At 71.4% G+C, this 17,523-nt stretch carries 15 protein-coding genes; 4 read left to right on the top strand and 11 right to left on the bottom strand.

The genetic code is table 11. The features are described 5' to 3' along the window. Positions 1-56: 56 nt before the first annotated feature. The 7 genes from ACWICD_RS01755 to ACWICD_RS01725 all read right to left on the bottom strand — a co-directional run bounded on the left by ACWICD_RS01755 (position 57) and on the right by ACWICD_RS01725 (position 7,706). Complete coding sequence (locus ACWICD_RS01755; protein ID WP_454139081.1) at positions 57-1,178, bottom strand: glycosyltransferase; 1,122 nt, start codon at positions 1,176-1,178, stop codon at positions 57-59. A gap of 62 nt (positions 1,179-1,240) precedes the next feature. After that, complete coding sequence (locus ACWICD_RS01750) at positions 1,241-2,683, bottom strand: LCP family protein (RefSeq protein ID WP_454139080.1); 1,443 nt, start codon at positions 2,681-2,683, stop codon at positions 1,241-1,243. Next, positions 2,680-3,147, bottom strand: coding sequence for a 5-(carboxyamino)imidazole ribonucleotide mutase (gene purE / locus ACWICD_RS01745; protein ID WP_454139233.1), 468 nt, complete (start codon positions 3,145-3,147; stop codon positions 2,680-2,682). The genes ACWICD_RS01750 and purE overlap by 4 nt, the downstream gene beginning before the upstream one ends. A 239-nt stretch (positions 3,148-3,386) precedes the next feature. Continuing rightward, on the bottom strand, positions 3,387-4,523 hold the full coding sequence (locus ACWICD_RS01740) for a 5-(carboxyamino)imidazole ribonucleotide synthase (protein ID WP_454139079.1): 1,137 nt from the start codon (positions 4,521-4,523) through the stop codon (positions 3,387-3,389). Between the two features lie 462 nt (positions 4,524-4,985). Further along, a complete protein-coding gene (locus tag ACWICD_RS01735; protein WP_376126656.1) occupies positions 4,986-5,552 on the bottom strand; it encodes a PH domain-containing protein in 567 nt (188 codons plus the stop codon). Between the two features lie 155 nt (positions 5,553-5,707). Then, the gene (locus ACWICD_RS01730; RefSeq protein ID WP_376126654.1) at positions 5,708-6,505 is read right to left on the bottom strand and encodes a biotin--[acetyl-CoA-carboxylase] ligase; all 798 of its coding nucleotides are present in this window, start codon (positions 6,503-6,505) and stop codon (positions 5,708-5,710) included. Between the two features lie 76 nt (positions 6,506-6,581). Continuing rightward, complete coding sequence (locus ACWICD_RS01725) at positions 6,582-7,706, bottom strand: DUF1963 domain-containing protein (protein ID WP_454139078.1); 1,125 nt, start codon at positions 7,704-7,706, stop codon at positions 6,582-6,584. Between the two features lie 222 nt (positions 7,707-7,928). On the opposite strand from ACWICD_RS01725, the gene ACWICD_RS01720 reads away from it, so the two are divergent. After that, positions 7,929-9,536: an acyl-CoA carboxylase subunit beta gene (locus ACWICD_RS01720; RefSeq protein WP_454139077.1), complete on the top strand. Its 1,608-nt coding sequence runs from the start codon at positions 7,929-7,931 to the stop codon at positions 9,534-9,536. Continuing rightward, the gene (locus ACWICD_RS01715) at positions 9,533-9,757 is read left to right on the top strand and encodes an acyl-CoA carboxylase subunit epsilon (protein WP_454139076.1); all 225 of its coding nucleotides are present in this window, start codon (positions 9,533-9,535) and stop codon (positions 9,755-9,757) included. The genes ACWICD_RS01720 and ACWICD_RS01715 overlap by 4 nt, the downstream gene beginning before the upstream one ends. Before the next feature lie 566 nt (positions 9,758-10,323). Here the strand turns inward: ACWICD_RS01715 and ACWICD_RS01710 are convergent. The 4 genes from ACWICD_RS01710 to ACWICD_RS01695 form a co-directional block, all read right to left on the bottom strand. Then, positions 10,324-11,358 (bottom strand): hypothetical protein, encoded by a 1,035-nt coding sequence (locus ACWICD_RS01710; RefSeq protein ID WP_376126642.1) that lies wholly within the window; start codon positions 11,356-11,358, stop codon positions 10,324-10,326. Beyond that, on the bottom strand, positions 11,355-12,644 hold the full coding sequence (locus ACWICD_RS01705) for a sensor histidine kinase (RefSeq protein ID WP_454139075.1): 1,290 nt from the start codon (positions 12,642-12,644) through the stop codon (positions 11,355-11,357). The genes ACWICD_RS01710 and ACWICD_RS01705 overlap by 4 nt, the downstream gene beginning before the upstream one ends. After that, a complete protein-coding gene (locus ACWICD_RS01700; RefSeq protein ID WP_376126637.1) occupies positions 12,641-13,327 on the bottom strand; it encodes a response regulator transcription factor in 687 nt (228 codons plus the stop codon). Before ACWICD_RS01700 ends, ACWICD_RS01705 begins: the two co-directional genes overlap by 4 nt. A 63-nt stretch (positions 13,328-13,390) precedes the next feature. Next, a complete protein-coding gene (locus tag ACWICD_RS01695; RefSeq protein ID WP_454139074.1) occupies positions 13,391-14,701 on the bottom strand; it encodes a class I SAM-dependent RNA methyltransferase in 1,311 nt (436 codons plus the stop codon). Positions 14,702-14,776: 75 nt separating this feature from the next. On the opposite strand from ACWICD_RS01695, the gene ACWICD_RS01690 reads away from it, so the two are divergent. Both ACWICD_RS01690 and ACWICD_RS01685 read left to right on the top strand, forming a co-directional pair. Continuing rightward, a complete protein-coding gene (locus tag ACWICD_RS01690) occupies positions 14,777-15,445 on the top strand; it encodes a Maf family protein (protein ID WP_454139073.1) in 669 nt (222 codons plus the stop codon). A gap of 75 nt (positions 15,446-15,520) precedes the next feature. After that, positions 15,521-17,299: an ATP-binding protein gene (locus tag ACWICD_RS01685; protein WP_376126629.1), complete on the top strand. Its 1,779-nt coding sequence runs from the start codon at positions 15,521-15,523 to the stop codon at positions 17,297-17,299. Positions 17,300-17,523: the final 224 nt, after the last annotated feature.

Raw genomic sequence — 17,523 nt, 5'->3', positions numbered from 1 at the left:
GCTCATTTGGCTGCGCGACACGCCGGTAATCGGTGCGTTTCCCGGGTCGGGCAGCCTCAGAGGTCGGCGTGCAACGCCCATACCTTGTCGGCCGCCTCACTCCACGAGAAGACCTTCCCCCGGTCCCCCGCGAGCACGGCGAGCCGGTCGGCCGCGGCGGTCGAGGCGAGACCGTCGGTGAGGGCCGCGCCGAGGGCGTCGCCGAGCTCGCCGGCATCCGCCCCTGCGACAAGCACGCCGCCGTCGACGATGACTTCGCGGTGCACGGCCGAGTTCGCCCCGATGACGGGCACGCCGAGCGTGAGCGCGTCGACGACCCGCCACGGGAACGCCGCGCGACGCGATGGGGCGACGAAGGCGACGGATGCGCCGTAGACCGCGGCACGATCGCCCGGATCGAGCGTGCCGCGCACGTGCAGCCGTCGCTCGGGCAGACCCGCGGCGGACGCGAGTTCGGCGACGGCGGGCTCGTGCCCCTCGTCGACGTCGATCACGACGACCGGCAGGTCGACGCCCGATGCGGCGACGGCCGCGAAACCGGCGGAGAGAGCATCGGAGGGCAGGGGGCCACCCGCGAGCAGCACGAACCCTTCGGGCAGGTCGAGCGCGCGACGGCGGCCCACTTCGTCGGTCGGCACCGCGAACCCGCGCGGCGACGCGCCCGCGATCACCCGGATCCGGTCACCGAGCTTGGGCGCGATCTGCCGGATGCCGTCGGCGAGCGAATGCGTGGGCACGACGACGGCATCGGCGTGCTTGACGGCACGCTTGAGCATCGCCTTCTGCCATCCCGCAGACCCGCGGCCCACCTCGTCGGGCGTCTCCCACGCGGCGAGGCTCCACACCGTCACGACGGTCTGGTCGCTGTCGTGCATCCGGTCGTGCCGCACGAGCGGAGCCAGCAGCGTCGGGGAATGGATCATGCCCCCGCCGATCCCGAAACCGATCCCCCGCTGCAGCGCCGTCGCGAGCTCACGGCGCGCGAGGGCGAGTCGGCGCACGTCGGCGAGGCCGGGCACAGCGTCGAACTCCGGCCCTGCCGGCACGATCGCCGCCACCTCGCATCGGTCGGGCGCCCCGGCGATGAGGGCCCGCGTCAGTTCGCGCGATGCTTCGGCGAGATCGCGGTCGGTGGGCGCGACCAACTGGTCGAGCATCACCCGCAGCGTCGCCACCATGCGATGAGCCTACTGGCGGGCGTGGCCGTTGCCGGGGAGCGGCGCGGGTGGTCTCGTGACGCCTATTCGGTCGGCGTCGGAGTCGGAGGATGCAACGCGGTGCGCACGAGTTGCTGGATGTGCGGATAGTCCGGGTTGTACTCGTCGATGCCGTGATCGGGGGTCAGCTCGATCGTCGTCACGGGGTGCTCCCTGGCCTTGATCGCGAGCTCGACGAGGAACGGGATGAGCGACTGCGGCAGATCCGTCTCGACGATGTCGGCGCCCGCGTTCGCGACGTCTTGGAATCGGGTGAGCACGGTCTGCGGAGTGAACTGCGCGAGCATCGCCTGCTGCAGGATGCGCTGACGCTCCATGCGGTCGAAGTCGCTCGTCGTGTAGCGCGATCGGGCGTACCACTGGGCGGTGTCGCCGTCCATGTGCTGCGTTCCCGCCTCGATCCAGCCGATCGCCCATTCCGCGGCGGGCTGTCCCGGATACGCCGGTCCGCCGCCCTTGGGCAGGCGTTCGGCGACCGTGATCTCGACACCGCCGAGCGCATCGATGAGCGACGCGAAACCGTGCATGTCGATGAAGACGTAGTACGGGATCGTGATGCCGAGGATTCCCTCTGCGGCATCCTTCGTCGCCTCGATCCCCGGCGCCGAGCCTTGGGCGGCAGCATCCGGATACAGGGCATTGCCGTCCTGACACACCTCGACCTCGGTGCGCAGCTGGTTGATTCCGCTCCCCCACCCGCAGTTCGGGTCGGTGTGACTGGCATGCCCGTTCGGGTATTTGTCCTGCATCGGGCCGGTCGCGAAGGGGAAGTTCGGCATGTCACGAGGGATGCCGGTGATCGTCGTCGCCCCCGTGTCGGCGTTGACCGACACGACCGAGATGCTGTCGAAGCGCATCGAATCGCGGCCCTCGCCGCTGTCGGCGCCGAGCAGGAGGATGTTGTAGTAGCCGTCATCGGGCGGAACCGACGGTCCGCTCTCGCCGAAGATGATGCCGATCGTGTCGCGCGTGACGCCCGCGATGTTGGCGGCATAGGCCGCCGATCCGCCCGAGACGACGAGCAGCACGACGGCGAGCAGCGCGATCCCGAAGCGGGCGAGACCGCCGGTCTTGACCAGGCGCACGAGCCGCAGCGTGTCGATCGTCAGAACGACCCAGAGCACGGCATAGCCGATCAGCACGACCTGCACGGCGAGCAACGCGAACCAGTTCGTCGCGACCGTGAGGAAGACGCTCTGCCACAGCAGGGCGCACAGGGCCGTGAGCACGACGGCCACCCACAGCACGATCGTCGCGGCGAGGCCGAACCGGCCGAGCCGGCGGTTGCCCGCGAGCACCTGCGCCGACCCCGGGATGACGAAGTTGCACAGCACGAGCCACCAGCCGCGCCGCGACATGAACGCCGGCGAGCGGGTGTCGGGGTTGCGCAGCGGGCGGTCCTCGACGAGCCTCGCGGTGCTGTAGGGCGCAGCGGCGCCGGGTCGCGGCGGGCTCGCCACGCTCACAGGGAGTCCTTCAGCCGCCGGTTCTTGTCTTCGACCTGCCCCTCGAGGTCGCGCGCATACGCTTCGACGGCGTCTGCGAGCGCAGCATCCGACCCTCCGAGCATGCGCACGGCGAGCAGTCCCGCGTTCTTCGCGCCGTTGATCGACACGGTCGCGACCGGGATGCCGGCGGGCATCTGCACGATGCTGAGGAGCGAGTCGAGGCCGTCGAGCGTCGCGAGCTGCACGGGAACGCCGATGACGGGCAGAGCGGTGACCGAGGCGAGCATGCCCGGCAGGTGTGCGGCGCCGCCCGCTCCGGCGATGATGACCCGGATGCCGCGGGCCCGAGCCTCGCGCCCGTAGCGGATGAGCTTGTCGGGGGTGCGGTGGGCCGAGACGACTTCGACCTCGTGCGCGACGCCGAAGTCGGTGAGCAGCTGGGACGCGTCGCTCATGACGCGCCAATCGGAGTCGGAGCCCATGACGACGCCGACCAGGGGCGCGTCGGAGGAATGCAGCGGCCGGGTCACTCGACCAGGCTAGGGCGCGTCGCTGGAAACTCCCCGCAACGGCACGCCTCCCGCTGCGCCTCGCGTGGCCTCATTTGACCGCGAGACTGCAACGGCGCGCCGAGACCGTGGGGTCTACCCGCTCTCTCGGCGCGCGGTTGCAGTCTCGCGGGTGTGGTCGGGCGTGGGGGGCGTGGGGTCGTCGGGCGGAGTCAGTCGAGGAAGTGGGCGGCGGCGGCGCGAGCCTGGTAGGCGACGTCATCGAGGTCGGCCCCGGCGACATTGACGTGGCCGACCTTGCGGCCGGGGCGCGGGGCCTTGCCGTAGGTGTGGATCTTGGCCTCAGGGTGCTCGGACATCGCCACGGCGAACCGCTCGTGGAGCCCGCCCTCGGCGGGGCCGCCGAGGATGTTGACCATGACAGTCCACGGCACGCGCGGCGACGGGTCGCCCAGCGGCAGGTCGGCGACGGCACGCAGGTGCTGCTCGAACTGACTCGTGACGGCGCCGTCCTGGCTCCAGTGGCCGCTGTTGTGCGGACGCATCGCCAGCTCGTTCACGAGCAGCCGCTCGTCGGTCGTCTCGAAGAGCTCGACCGCCAGCATCCCGGTCACGCCCAGTCCTTCGGCGATCGCGACGCCGATGTCGCGGGCGACGTCGCGCAGACGGGTTCCCGCCCCGGGAGCGGGCGCGAGCACCTCGGCGCAGACGCCGTCGCGCTGCACGGTCTCGACGACCGGGTACGCGCGCACTTCGCCCGACGGGCGCCGTGCGACCTGCTGTGCCAGCTCGCGTGAGAAGTCGACGAGCTCCTCGACCAGCAGCGCTCCCCCGCGCGCGTCCTCGGCGAGCGCGGCGAACCAGTCCTCGGCCTCGGTCGCCGCCCGCACGACACGCACTCCCTTGCCGTCGTAGCCGCCGCGCGGTGTCTTGACGACGGCGTGACCGCCGTGCGCGTCGATGAAGGCCTGCAGCTCGACGGCATCGGTCACACCGGCCCAGTCAGGCTGCGGCATCCCGAGCTCTTCGAGCTTCGCGCGCATGACGAGCTTGTCCTGCGCGACACCGAGCGGCGACGGGCCGGGATGCACCTGGACCCCCGCCTCGACGAGTTGCGCGAGCACGTCCTGAGGCACGTGCTCGTGGTCGAACGTCACGACGTCGACCTCGCGCGCGAACGCCAGCACCGTCTCGGCGTCGCGATAGTCACCGACGGCGGTCGCGGCGAGCGACGCCGACATCCCTTCGTCTTCGGCCAGCACGCGCAGCTCGATACCGAGCTCGACGGCGGGCGCGATCATCATTCGGGCGAGCTGTCCGCCACCGACGACTCCGACGCGCAATGTCATGGGACCCATCATCCCAGCCCGGGCCGGGGAGCGTGTCGCGGCATCCGTTGCTCTCCTCGGGTTTGGGGCGCGTTGTGTCGGCGACACGCCGTGGCGGGCGGCGTGTCGATGTGGAGATGCGCCCCAAACGCGGTGGGCGTTCCGGTTCGCGAGCCTCACCCGCAGTTCAGGGCGAAGGCGGTGGGCCTCCCCGGCTCGCGAGCCTCACCCGCAGTTCGGGGCGCGTTGTGTCGGCGACACGCCGTGGCCGGCGGGGTGTCGGTGTCGAGATGCGCCCCAAACCCCGCGCGGGCGTCCCCGGCTCGCGAGGCTCACCCGCAGCGCGGGGCGAACACGGTGGGCATCCCCGGTTCACGAGCCTCACCCGCAGTTCGGGGCGCGTTCTGTCGACGACACGCCGTGGCCGGCGGCGTGTCGCTGCCGAAATGCGCCCCAAACGCCGCGGCGCGCGGCGCGCCGGGGTCAGGGCAGCGGCGGCATGGGAGGCGTGCCGGGAGGAAGCGGCGGCTGCGCATCGCGATGCGCGAGGATCTGGTTCACCTCGACTTGATCCACGAGCGCCTCGTGCACGAGCGCCATACTCGGCACATTCACGAGCCGCAGCGGCTCGTCGACGCCGTTCGACAGCACGAGCGTGCCCGTGCCCCACATGCGCTGCAGGATGCCGCGCCTCGCCCGGATCGTGTAGCCGCGGACGTGCGCGAGTTCACGCCGGTGCGTCACGAGCACGCCGCGCCGCTCGATGACGCGACGCGTCGTGATCGTGTAGACGTGCGTCCACCAGACGAGGAACGGCAGCAGCACGAGCAGGAAGACGACGGCGGCGGCCGCGGTCAGCAGCATCCAGTTCTCGTATCCCGCCGGGAGGTTGTTGTAGAGGTAGCCGGTGGCACCGGCCACCGCGATCAGCACGAGCGCCGACCACGTCAGCCGCCGCGCGTGCGGGCGGAACCGCGCAACACGCAGCTCGGGCGTCGGTGCGCCCGGCGCCGGCGTCAGGGGGCGCCCGCCGTAGATCGGCTGCGTCATGTTTCTTATTGTGGGGGCGCGATCGCGCGGTGCCGCGACGCCACGACGGATGAGGGCACGAATTCGGTGCGGGCGGGCGACCCTTCGGCGGGCTCAGAGACCGCCGAGCTCAGGGCCCAGGGGTCGGAGACCGGGGCGAGGGCGGATGCCGCGGCTCAGCGCACGTGCAGCACGTCGCCGGCGGACACGGCGGTCTCGACGGCGAGGCCGCCCACGACGACGAGGCGTCCCTCGGCGTCCAGACGCGCGGCGCGACCGATGAGACGCGAGCTGTCCGGAAGCAGCACGACGACCTCGCGCCCGATCGTCGAGCACAGCACCTCGATCTCGGCCGCGAGCCCCGCCGTGACGGCGTTGCCCAGCGCGTCGGCGAGAGCCGTGAGCTGCTCATCGAGCGCCTTCAGGTAGTCGGCGATCAGCTGGTCGTCGTCGCATTCGAGCCCGAGCGCAGCGAACGAGGTCGCGGTGTCGACGGGAAGGTCGACGCGGGGCATACGCGTGTTCACGCCCGTGCCGATCACGATCGCGTCGGGGTGATCGGGCACGACCTCCGCGAGGATGCCGCAGATCTTGCCGCCGTCGACGAGCACGTCGTTGGGCCATTTCAGCGACGCGGAGTGCGGACTCCCTGCCAGCTGCGCCGCGATCGCCCGGGTCATCGCGGCGCCGGCGATGAGCGGGACCCACCCGCGCGCGGCCATCGGCACCCTCGTCGCGTCGATCAGCGTCGACACCGCCAGCGCCGTGTCGGGTGGTGTCGTCCACGTGCGGTCGAGGCGGCCCCGTCCCGCGCGCTGGTCGGTCGTGAGCAGCACCGACAGGTGCGGCCACTCGCCCGGCGCCTCGGTCACGTGCGTGACGACGTCGGCGTTGGTGGAGTCGGTCGCCTCGACGACCTGCACGCGGGGACTGATCGCGGCGGTGAGGGGATAGCCCTCGTCAGGGATAGGCATGAACGCCACGCTACTCGGGGGTCGGCCTCGCCACCCCGGGTTGACACGCGGCGGCACCGGACCGCGAGACCCGACGTCAGGCGCTGCGGATGAAGGTGGCCAGCGGAGAGAAGCGGTGCGCGTCGAGGTCGCTGCGGCGGATCCAGATCTCGAGATGCCCGCTGTCGCCGAAGACGCCGCCGAACGAGGGGTCTCCGGGGATGTCGAACAGCAGCACGTGCTCGTCAGACGGATGCTGGAGCGGTAGCTGCACGCTCAGCACGTGCACGTCGTCGAGCGACATGCCGAAGTCCGGCGCCGCGAGACCGCCCAGATGCACGACCGCACCCGCCCGCGCCTCGAAGGGGCTGCGCTCGGCCGCGGCCTCGAAACCGTCCGGGTAGGAGCCGTTGCGGGCGACCTGATCCGCTTCGAGCTGAAGCCAGCCGGCGCGCTCGACCGCATCGGCCGACGCGTCCGGCGACGGCTGGAACGTCGGCAGTGCGATGATCTCGACGGCGTGTGCCGGCGTCTGGCCCGGCTCGATGAGGCCGCGGGCGCGAACATCGTCCTCCGCGATATGGCGCACGACCGCGCCGCCGTTCGGCACGTCGGGTGCGGTGCGCGAGTCACCGAGGGTCGTGTGGAAGACCTGCACGAGCCCATCGGCCGGCCACGCGTGAGCCCGCAGCACCGCCGCGATCGTCTCGTCGTCTTCGGCGAGCCGCGTGAGCGCCGCACCGTCGAGCTGCAGGAGGAACACGGTCCCGTCCGGCATCGACGATCCGGGAGTCGCCGTCGGCACCCCGCCGATACGCGAAAGGTCGCGCCAGTCGTCGTCGAGCTCTTCCGCCGCATACGGGTCGTCTTCGGAACCGACCTCCGCCACATACAGCGCGGGGCGGATATCGAGATCGCCGGACACATCCGCGACGCGCGCGTCGGCCCGCAGCGCGCCGAGGTCGGCACGGTGCTCCCACACGGCCCCGGCTAAGACCTCGTGGAGCACCGCCGCCTCGTCGGGCGCGCTGGTGGTCACGAGCCCCCGCAGCTCTCGCATCAGGTTGCCGTCGGACCGCACATCGCGCGCGGCGGCGACCTGCTCGTCGGCGAGCGCGTTCCACCTCTGTGCCGGAATCTCGTGGATACGCGGTGTCAGCTCGGCGATCTGCGCGTGGAGCTCGACAAGCCTGCGCCAGGCCGGGTGGTCGATGTGAGGCACGTCGTGATTCTTTCGGTCGAGCCCGCAGCGAGTGCGACATCGGCGAGTAGAGACTCGGCGATATGTCTACTGCATCCGAAGATCGCGGCGCCACAGGAATTTCCGGTCGCGCCGCCGGACGGGCCTCGTGCCGCGGCATCCGACGATCACGACAGCGGATGCCGCGGGCACTTGTGCGAACCCTCCAACGGTCTGCGAACACCCGCCACTAGGGTGGAATCCGTGACCGAGCAGCCCGACCTCTCGACGACCGCCGGCAAGATCGCCGACCTCCGCGCCCGCTATCAGGAGGCCGTCCTCGATGCCGAGGCGGTCGCGAAGCAGAAGCAGCACGCGAAGGGCAAGGGCACGGCGCGTGAGCGCATCGAGATGCTCGTCGACCCGGGCAGCTTCGTCGAGCTCGACGAATACGTGCGGCACCGCACGTCGGCGTTCGGCATGGACCGTTCACGCCCGTACGGCGACTCGGTCGTCACCGGCACCGGCACGATCCACGGGCGCACGGTCGCCGTCTACGCGCAGGACTTCTCGACCTTCGGCGGCTCGCTCGGCGAGGTCGCCGGCGACAAGATCATCAAGGTCATGGAATTCGCGCTGCGCAGCGGCATCCCCGTCGTCGGGATCCTCGACTCGGGCGGAGCGCGCATCCAGGAAGGCGTCGTCGCCCTCGGCAAGTACGGCGAGATCTTCCGCCTGAACACGCAGGCCTCCGGTGTCATCCCGCAGATCTCGATCATCATGGGCCCCGCCGCCGGCGGTGCGGTGTACTCCCCCGCGCTGACCGACTTCGTCGTCATGGTCGACAAGACGAGCCAGATGTTCGTCACCGGCCCGGACGTCATCAAGACGGTCACGGGGGAAGACGTCGGCATGGAAGAGCTCGGCGGCGCCTACACGCACAACACCCGTTCCGGGGTCGCGCACTACCTGGCCGAAGACGAAGACGACGCGATCGACTACGTGCGGACCATGCTCGGGTTCCTCCCCGACAACAACCTCGCCGAGCTGCCCGACTACGAGTCCGGGTTCGACTTCGAGACGACGGATTCCGACCTCAAGCTGAACACCGTCATCCCGGACTCCCCCAACCAGCCGTACGACATCCACGAGGTCATCCGCCGGATCGTCGACCCCGCCGCGGGCTCGGAGACCGGCGAGTTCCTCGAGGTGCAGCCGCTGTTCGCGCCGAACATCGTGATCGGCTTCGGTCGCATCGAGGGGCGCAGCGTCGGCATCATCGCCAACCAGCCGTCGCAGATGGCCGGCACGCTCAACATCGAGGCCGGCGAGAAGGCGAGCCGCTTCGTGCGGTTCTGCGACGCGTTCTCGATCCCGATCGTCACGCTCGTCGACGTGCCCGGCTACCTGCCCGGCACCGACCAGGAGTGGACGGGCGTCATCCGCCGCGGCGCGAAGCTGCTCTACGCGTACGCCGAGGCGACCGTGCCGCTGGTCACCGTGATCCTGCGCAAGGCCTACGGCGGCGCGTACATCGTCATGGGGTCCAAGCAGCTCGGCGCCGACATCAACCTCGCCTGGCCCACGGCCGAGATCGCCGTCATGGGCGGTCAAGGTGCGGTCAACATCCTGTATCGGGGCGAGATCAAGAAGGCCGAGGAGGCCGGCGAAGACGTCGCCGCCGTGCGCACGCGGCTCGCGAACGAGTACACCTACAACGTCGCCTCGCCGTTCCTCGCCGCCGAGCGTGGCGAGCTGGACGGCATCATCGAGCCCGCGCAGACCCGCGTATCGATCGCGAAGGCGCTGCGTGCCCTGCGCGGCAAGCGCGCGTCGCTTCCGCCCAAGAAGCACGGGAACATCCCGCTGTGACGAACGACGAGCAGGCTCCGCCGGTCACGATCGACGTGCGCCGCGGCAACCCCACCCCCGAAGAGCTCGCGGCGCTCATCGCCGTCGTCACCGAGGCGTACGCGCAAGAGAGCGCGGGCGCCGTCGCCGACGACGCCCCGCGCCGTTCGGCGTGGTCGGTCACGCAGCGGGGACTGCGCCGGCCGCTCGTGCGAGAGCTCGGCTGGCGCGCGACGTTCTGAGTCGTTGTCCCCCGAAATACCTACAGACAGCCGCATCCCCGCCCTCAGATACTTGAGGTGCTGGAACGCATTACGCGTTCGGTCGGCCTGCACCCTCATGGGTCGCCCAGGTTCGGCCTTGCGGGCGGTTTTCGGGTAACTGCTCGCACTTGGCGAGGGGCGGGCGGCTTCGCCGCCCCTCGCCTTCTCCGCTTCGTCGCTCCTCGTCTCGGTTCGCCCTCCCCCACCGAGGCGAGGAGCGAGACTCTGTCCGGCCTGGCTGGGTTCACGTGCCCCACTCTGCTCGGGCCCCGGTTCTTCGCGCGCGTTTCGAGGCAAACGAACGGATGCCGCGGAGAGGAGCGAGACTCTGTCCGGCCGGGGCTGGGTTAACTTGCCCCACTCTGCTCGGGCCCCGGTTCTTCGCGCGCGTTCCGAGGCAAACGAACGGATGCCGAGGCGAGGAGCGAGACTCTGTCCGGCCGCGGCTGGGTTCACGTGCCCCACTCTGCTCGGGCCCCGGTTCTTCGCGGGCGTTTCGAGGCAAACGAACGGATGCCGCGGAGACGGCGACGCACGCGAGTCGGTCAGGAGTGCGGGATCTCACTCCACAGGTCGACGCCGTCTTCGTCGCTGAGGCCGTGCTCCGAGGTCGAGCGTCCCACGACCGTCACGGCGATGCTCTCGTGCGGCGACGTGCGGATATAGAGGCGATCGGATGCCGCGCTGCGCAATGTCTCGGCGAGCTGAGCGCGGATGACCCCCAGCGCCTCTTCGTCGAGCCCGTCGAGGCCTCCCTCGTCGAGCACCGTGACGACGGCGCCCCGGCGACGGGCGCGCTCGAGCTCGGCGCGCACGTCGTCGTCGAGCAGGCGAGGTCCGCGAAGTTCGTCCCGCAGACGCCCCTCGGCCAGCCGGGCCTCGAGCCGATCGTCTTCGTCGAGCCGGCCGCGCGTCGAGACGACGCGGGTCAGCACGGGACCGGCGACGGCGAGCGCCCGCTGCACCTGCACGCGTCGTTCACGCTGACGCACGACCTGCGATGCCTGCCACGCCGAGGCGGCACGCTGCAACTGGGCGAGCTGCGTCGTGTCATGGGCGGCGCGGTCGAGCGAGAACCGGACGAGGTGGGCCACGATGACCCACACGACCGAGCCGACCAGGCCGAGCGCGAGGGCAGGGCCCGCGCCCATCCAAGCGACCGACCCGATCCCGAGGATCGCGATGCCCGACCAGGCCACCCAGGGTCGGCGGCGCACCATCACGATGACCATGAGCGCGCCGAGACCGCCGAGATACCACGTCGCGAACGTCGCGGTGCGATTGCCGTCGCCGACGCCGATCGCGATCGCCGTCGGCACGATCGCCGTCGTCGCCAGGGCCAGGACAGCGGCCCAGACGGGCAGGCGCGCCGTGCCGCCGCGACCCGCGGCATCCGTCGTCGCGGTGCGCGATCGGACGGGGTACCAGTAGATGCACAGCCAGGTCGTGACCAGATAGAGCGCGACGACCGTGACGAGCACGAGCGGAAAGGGCACGGGTTCGGTGAGGGCCAGCGCTCGCGCCGCGATGTAGGCCGTGAACGCCACCGCGAGCGCGGACAGGATGTTGCGGACTCTCATCCGTCGACCTCCCCCGCGGCGAGGTCCGCCTCGGTCACGCCCTGCGGCAGAGGTGCGGGCCAATCGAGCACGACCACCGTGCCGGCCCGACTGGATTCCAGCTGCGCCGTACCGCCCACCGCGGCCACGCGCGCGATGATCGACCCGCGGATGCCGAGCCGGTCGTCGGGGACGCCGGCCATGTCGAAGCCCTCGCCCGCATCGCGCACGACGATGCGGATCCGCTCGGGCGTGCCGTCGACCGTCACGGTCAGGCCCACGCCGCCGGCGTGCTGCACGGCGTTGGCGATCGCCTGCGTCGTGGCGAGCACGAGCGCGCGCGCGACGCGTCCCGGCACGGAGGGCGCGTCGGCGACGACGCTGCGCTGGACCGCGAACTGCACACCGACCTCGCGCGCGGCGACCTCGATGTCGTCGGCCAGCGACGCCGAGTCCTGCGGTGCGTCGCTGCCCTCACGGGCGTCCTGCTCGGCGTTGGCGAGCCGGGTCAGCGCTTCGCGCGCCATCGCCGCGGCGAGCGTGCGCGCGCGGGGACCGTCAGCGCGCTCGGCCGCGATCAGGGCGGCCAGCACGCTGTCGTGCATGAGGGCGGCGACGGCGACGCGCTCCTGCTCCGCGGCATTGGCCGCCGCCGCGCGCGCGTACGACTCGACCGCCTTGCCGCGCGCGTCGTCGACTCCGACGGCGATCGAGCGCAGCACCCACCCGAGGCTCAGCAGCACTCCCCCGAGGATGAGGGCGAACGACACGTCGATCGCGACGGCGGCCCACACGTCGGGACGGAACTCCCCCTGCACGAGGCGCACGAATCCGAACAGCAGCGGCGCGAGAGCCGTCCACACCAGCTGCAGCGGAAGCGAGAACGCCAGGACGGCGGCGAGCGTCGCGATGTTGACGAGGTACCAGATCCACGGCGCTTCGGTGGGGGCGAGGGTCGAGTCCGTCGTTGCGAGCGGCCACATCGCCAGCATGGCGACGTACACGATCGCGAAGACGCCGGCCGAGACGCGCACGCCGCGACCGACGAGGCACGCGACGATCATGAACAGCAGCGGAGCGAACACGACGACCAGCAGCGGCACCTGCCAGCTGCCGAGCTCGGTGCGCTGGCCGAGCGCCGTCACCGCCGCCTGAGCTCCGAGGATGAGCGAGCCGACACCCGACGACACCGAGATGATGCGCTCGACGCGCTGGCGCGTGAAAGCGCCGATCCCCGCCGTCGCCTCACGCGAACGCGGGATGTGGCCCCAGGCGTCATCGAGCGACGAGGGGCCCTCTTGAGTCACCGTGCGCGCCCCGGTGGAGCGGCGGGCGGCGCCGCGCCCGCGGAGTCGGCCAGGATGCCGTCTTCCATCGCGCGACGCAGCAGGTCGACCTTCGTGGGAGCCGGACGCCCCACCTCGACGTACTTGACGCGCACGCGCGTGATGTTCTCTTTCGCGGTCGAGTACGCCACGCCCAGCCGGTCGGCGACGACCTTGAGCGGCAGCCCCGCCGCATACAACCGCAGCACGTCGCGTTCGCGGGCCGACAGCTGCGCGTCGGCGAACTCACGATCGCCCTCGACGGCGCTGGCCCACTCGACGTTGTTGAGGGGTTCTCCGCGGGCGACGGTGTGGATCGCGGCGAGCACGTCGTCGATGCGCGACGACTTGCTGATGACGCCCGCGGCCCCCGCGGCGAGCGCTTCGCGCACGGCCGCCGGACGGTCGGCGACGGAGTGGATGATGACGCTCGAACCGTCGCGGATCAGCGTCGTGACGTTCTCGGTCACGGTCGTGCCGTCGCCGAGCGTGAGGTCGAGCACGACGACATCGGCCGGGGCGGACTGGCTGAACGTTCGCCAGTTGATGTACTCGGTGACCGTCGACCCCGAGAAGACGACGTCCTTCGTCTGAGCGCGCACGCAAGCCGCCTCGAGTCCCAGGCGGACGGACTCGTGGTCGTCGATAAGGGCGACGCGCGTCATTCCCCTTACTTTAGGGCAGACCCGCGACCACCAGGCGGCCTTGCGCTTTACGGCTCGAGGGCTCTAAGGGCTTTCGACGCGAGTGAGCGTGGCGACCGCTTCGACGTGGTGCGAGTTCGGGAACAGGTCGAGCGCCTCGACGCTGCGCGTCTCGTACCCCACCGCCCGGAACGTGCCGAGATCCCGCGCGAGAGCGACGGGGTCGCACGCGACGTAGACGACGGTCGCGGGCGCCAGAGCGGCGATCCCCTCCACGACGGCGCGTCCGGCTCCCGCGCGGGGCGGATCGAGCAGCACGACGCCCCGCGCGAGCCGCTCGCGCTCGACGGCGGATGCTGCGCCCCCGAGCTGCGTGATCCAGCGGTCGACCCGGGCGGTCTCGGCCCGGGCGCCGATCCACTCCGCGAGGTTCTCGCCCGCGTGGTCGGTCGCGCGCGTGTCGGACTCGACCGAGGTGACGCGGGTCGACGGGCCGCCCAGGCTCGCGAGGGTCGCCGCGAACAGGCCGACCCCGCCGTACAGGTCGAGGTGCCACGCGTCAGGGTCGACGGCGTCCTCGAGAGTGCGCGCGACGATGTCCGTGAGCGACGCGGCGGCGAGCCGGTGCACCTGCCAGAACCCACCCGCATCCACGTGGAAATCGCGACCCGCGACGGTCTCGACGACGACTTCGCGCGCAGGATCGTTGCGGACCGGGGCGCCCGGTGCCGGTGTGCGGCCCCGCCGGCGGGATCCGGCGCGCACCGTCTCGGGACGCGGGATGACCCGCACGCGACCGTCGGCGGGCTGCACGAGGTCAATGCGTCCGGCCGTGCCCTGCGCGAGCTGCCGTGCCGCCTGCGCGACGGCGGCGGTCGCGAGCGGCAACTCGTCGACGGGGATGACGCGGTGGCTGCGGGCGGCGTACGGGCCGACCCTGCCGTCGTCGTCGACGTGCAGGCTGACCCGGGTGCGCCAGCCCGTGCCGTCGTCGGTCTCGGGGTCGGCGCCGTCGGCCCCGGCCGCGCGGATCGCCACCGGCAGCTCGAGGTCGGCGAACCGGCGCAGGGCGTCGGAGAGCACGTCGAGCTTGAGCTCGCGCTGGTGGGCGAGGTCGATGTGGCCGAAGTCGGCGCCGCCGGGACGCAGCTCGGGTGGAGTGTCCACGTCGGCCTGAGGCCACACGTGCGCACGACGGTGCGGTGAGGCATCCCGCACCTCGATCGTCTCGGCGCGCCAGAACGAGCTCTTCGACGTGTCCGTCAGCCGGGCGCGCACGCGTTCGCCGGGGATGGCGTCGGGCACGAAGACGACGCGGCCCTCGTGTCGGGCGACGAAGACGCCGCCGTGGGCGACGCCCGTGATGTCGAGGTCGAGCAGATCACCGGAGTCCATCCCCCGATTCTCCCCCACGCGCGGTTCGGGTCGCGGCGCGGGGGACCGCGCGCTGACGGCCCCTACCCTGGGGGAATGCGCGTATGCCTCGCCTCGACGTCGCCGGCCCGTCTCATGCTGCTGCGGCAAGCCGGCATCACCCCCCACACGCTCCCGCCCGACGTCGACGAGGAAGCCGTCGTCGCCGCCGTCGAGACGGCCGAGGAGCGCACGCTCGATCCCGACGAGCACGTGCTGCTGCTCGCACGACGCAAAGCCGCCGACGTCGCGGCCCGGCTGGTCGACGACATCCCCGACTTCGACGGCATCGTCATCGGCGGCGATTCGATGTTCGAACTCGACGGCGACGTGCTCGGAAAACCGCACACGCCCGAGAACGCCGTCGCGCGGTGGCGTGCGATGCGCGGCCGCACGGGCGTGCTGCACTCGGGCCACGCCGTCGTGCGCGTCGAACCCGGACGCTCGCCGCGCGAGGTGCACGCTGTGGCCGCGGCATCCGTCACGTTCGCCGAAGACGTCACGGATGCCGAGATCGCGGCCTACGTCGCGACGGGAGAGCCGCTGCACGTCGCCGGCGCCTTCACGGTCGACTCGCTGGGGGGCGCCTTCATCGAGCGCGTCGAGGGCGACCCGTCGACCGTCGTGGGCATGTCGCTCTCGACGATCCGCCGCCTCGTGCGCGAGCTCGGAGTCGAGTGGACCTCGCTGTGGAATACGGTCGCCGACGGTCCGACGTTGTCGTAGGACTCCCACGTTTTTCGTCGGTTCTTGTAGGGAGTGCTCAAAAGGGCGCGCACAACCCTCGCTAGGCTGGCATCCATGCCTCAGACCGCCCCGGCGAAGATCAGCAAGGTCCTCATTGCCAATCGCGGCGAGATCGCCGTCCGCATCATTCGTGCCGCACGTGACGCCGGTATCTCGTCGGTCGCGGTGTACGCCGATCAGGATCGCGATGCCCTGCACGTGCGACTCGCCGACGAGGCGTACGCGCTCGACGGGTCCACGAGCGCCGAGACCTACCTCTCGATCGACAAGATCCTCTCCGTCGCGCGCCGCTCCGGCGCCGACGCCGTGCACCCCGGCTACGGCTTCCTCGCCGAGAACGCCGACTTCGCGCGCGCCGTCGCCGGCGCGGGGCTCATCTGGATCGGCCCCTCGCCCGAGGCGATCGAAGCCCTCGGCGACAAGGTCACCGCGCGTCACGTCGCCGAGAAGGTGGGCGCACCGCTCGCACCCGGCACTCCCGGCCCCGTCGCGGGCGCCGACGAGGTCATCGCCTTCGCCGACGAGTTCGGTCTGCCCATCGCCATCAAGGCCGCGTACGGCGGCGGCGGACGCGGCCTGAAGGTCGCCCGCACGACCGACGAGATCGCCGAGCAGTTCGAATCGGCCACCCGCGAGGCCGTCACCGCGTTCGGTCGCGGCGAGTGCTTCGTCGAGAAGTACCTCGACAAGCCCCGGCACGTCGAGACGCAGTGCCTCGCGGATGCCGCCGGCAACGTCGTCGTCATCTCGACGCGGGACTGCTCGCTGCAGCGCCGCCACCAGAAGCTCGTCGAAGAGGCACCGGCACCGTTCCTGACCGACGAGCAGAACCGGATCCTCTACGAATCGTCGAAGGCGATCCTGCGCGAGGTCGGCTACGTCGGCGCGGGCACGTGCGAGTTCCTCATCGGCGCCGACGGCACGATCTCGTTCCTCGAGGTCAACACGCGCCTGCAGGTCGAGCACCCGGTGTCCGAAGAAGTCACCGGCATCGACCTCGTGCGCGAGCAGTTCCGCCTCGCCGAGGGCCAGGAGATCGGCTACGACGACCCCGTCGCCGAGGGCCACTCGATCGAGTTCCGCATCAACGGCGAAGACCCCGGGCGCGGTTTTCTGCCCCAGCCCGGACCCATTCACGTCTTCAAGACGTTCGGGGGCCCCGGCATCCGTCTCGATTCGGGTGTGACGGCGGGCGACAGCGTCTCGGGCGCGTTCGACTCGCTGCTGGCGAAGATCATCGTGACCGGGCGCGACCGCGCCGAGGCGTTGCAGCGCGCACGCCGCGCGCTCGACGAGTTCGAGATCACCGGGCTGCCGACCGTGCTGCCGTTCCACCGCGAGGTCGTGCGCGATCCGGCCTTCACCGCCGAGGACGGCCGCTTCGGCGTCTTCACGCGCTGGATCGAGACCGAGTTCGCGGGCGAGATCGCCCCGTGGGACGGCGAGCTCGAGGCCCCCGCCGCCCCCGAGCCGCGGCATACCGTCGTCGTCGAGGTGAGCGGCAAGCGCCTCGAGGTGCGCCTGCCCGACCGCATCACCGCGACGCCCGGCACCGGACGCCCCGCCGCCGCTCCCCCGTCGCGCCGTTCGCACGCGACGACCGTCACGGCCGGCGCGTCCGGCGACGCCGTCAAGGCTCCGATGCAGGCCACGATCGTCAAGGTCGCAGTCGAAGACGGGCAGCACGTCGTCAAGGGCGACCTCGTCATCGTGCTCGAGGCGATGAAGATGGAGCAGCCGATCCAGGCGCACAAGGACGGCGTCATCGGCTCGATCAGCGCCGCCGCCGGCACGACCGTCTCCGCCGGCCACCAGCTCCTGACGATCAGCTGACGGCCCGGCCGTCGCCCGGCGTGGTGCCGGGCGTGCCGCCGCGCGCTGCGCGTCGCGCGCGGCGCGGCGTGCCCGTGCGTTGCGCCGTTCCTTTCGTTGACTTGCGCCCAATGCCGGCGACACGCCGCGCGCGAGCGACAAAGGCCGCAAGTCAACGAACAGGGTCGACCCCCGGCATCCGCCTCGCGCGTGACCGCCACCCCGCGTGCTGCGCGTCCATCGGC

The sequence above is a fragment of the Microbacterium sp. NPDC055357 genome (assembly GCF_053644835.1).
The sequence above is the reverse complement of the archived record's forward strand: the minus strand, read 5'-3'. Positions and strand labels throughout refer to the sequence as shown.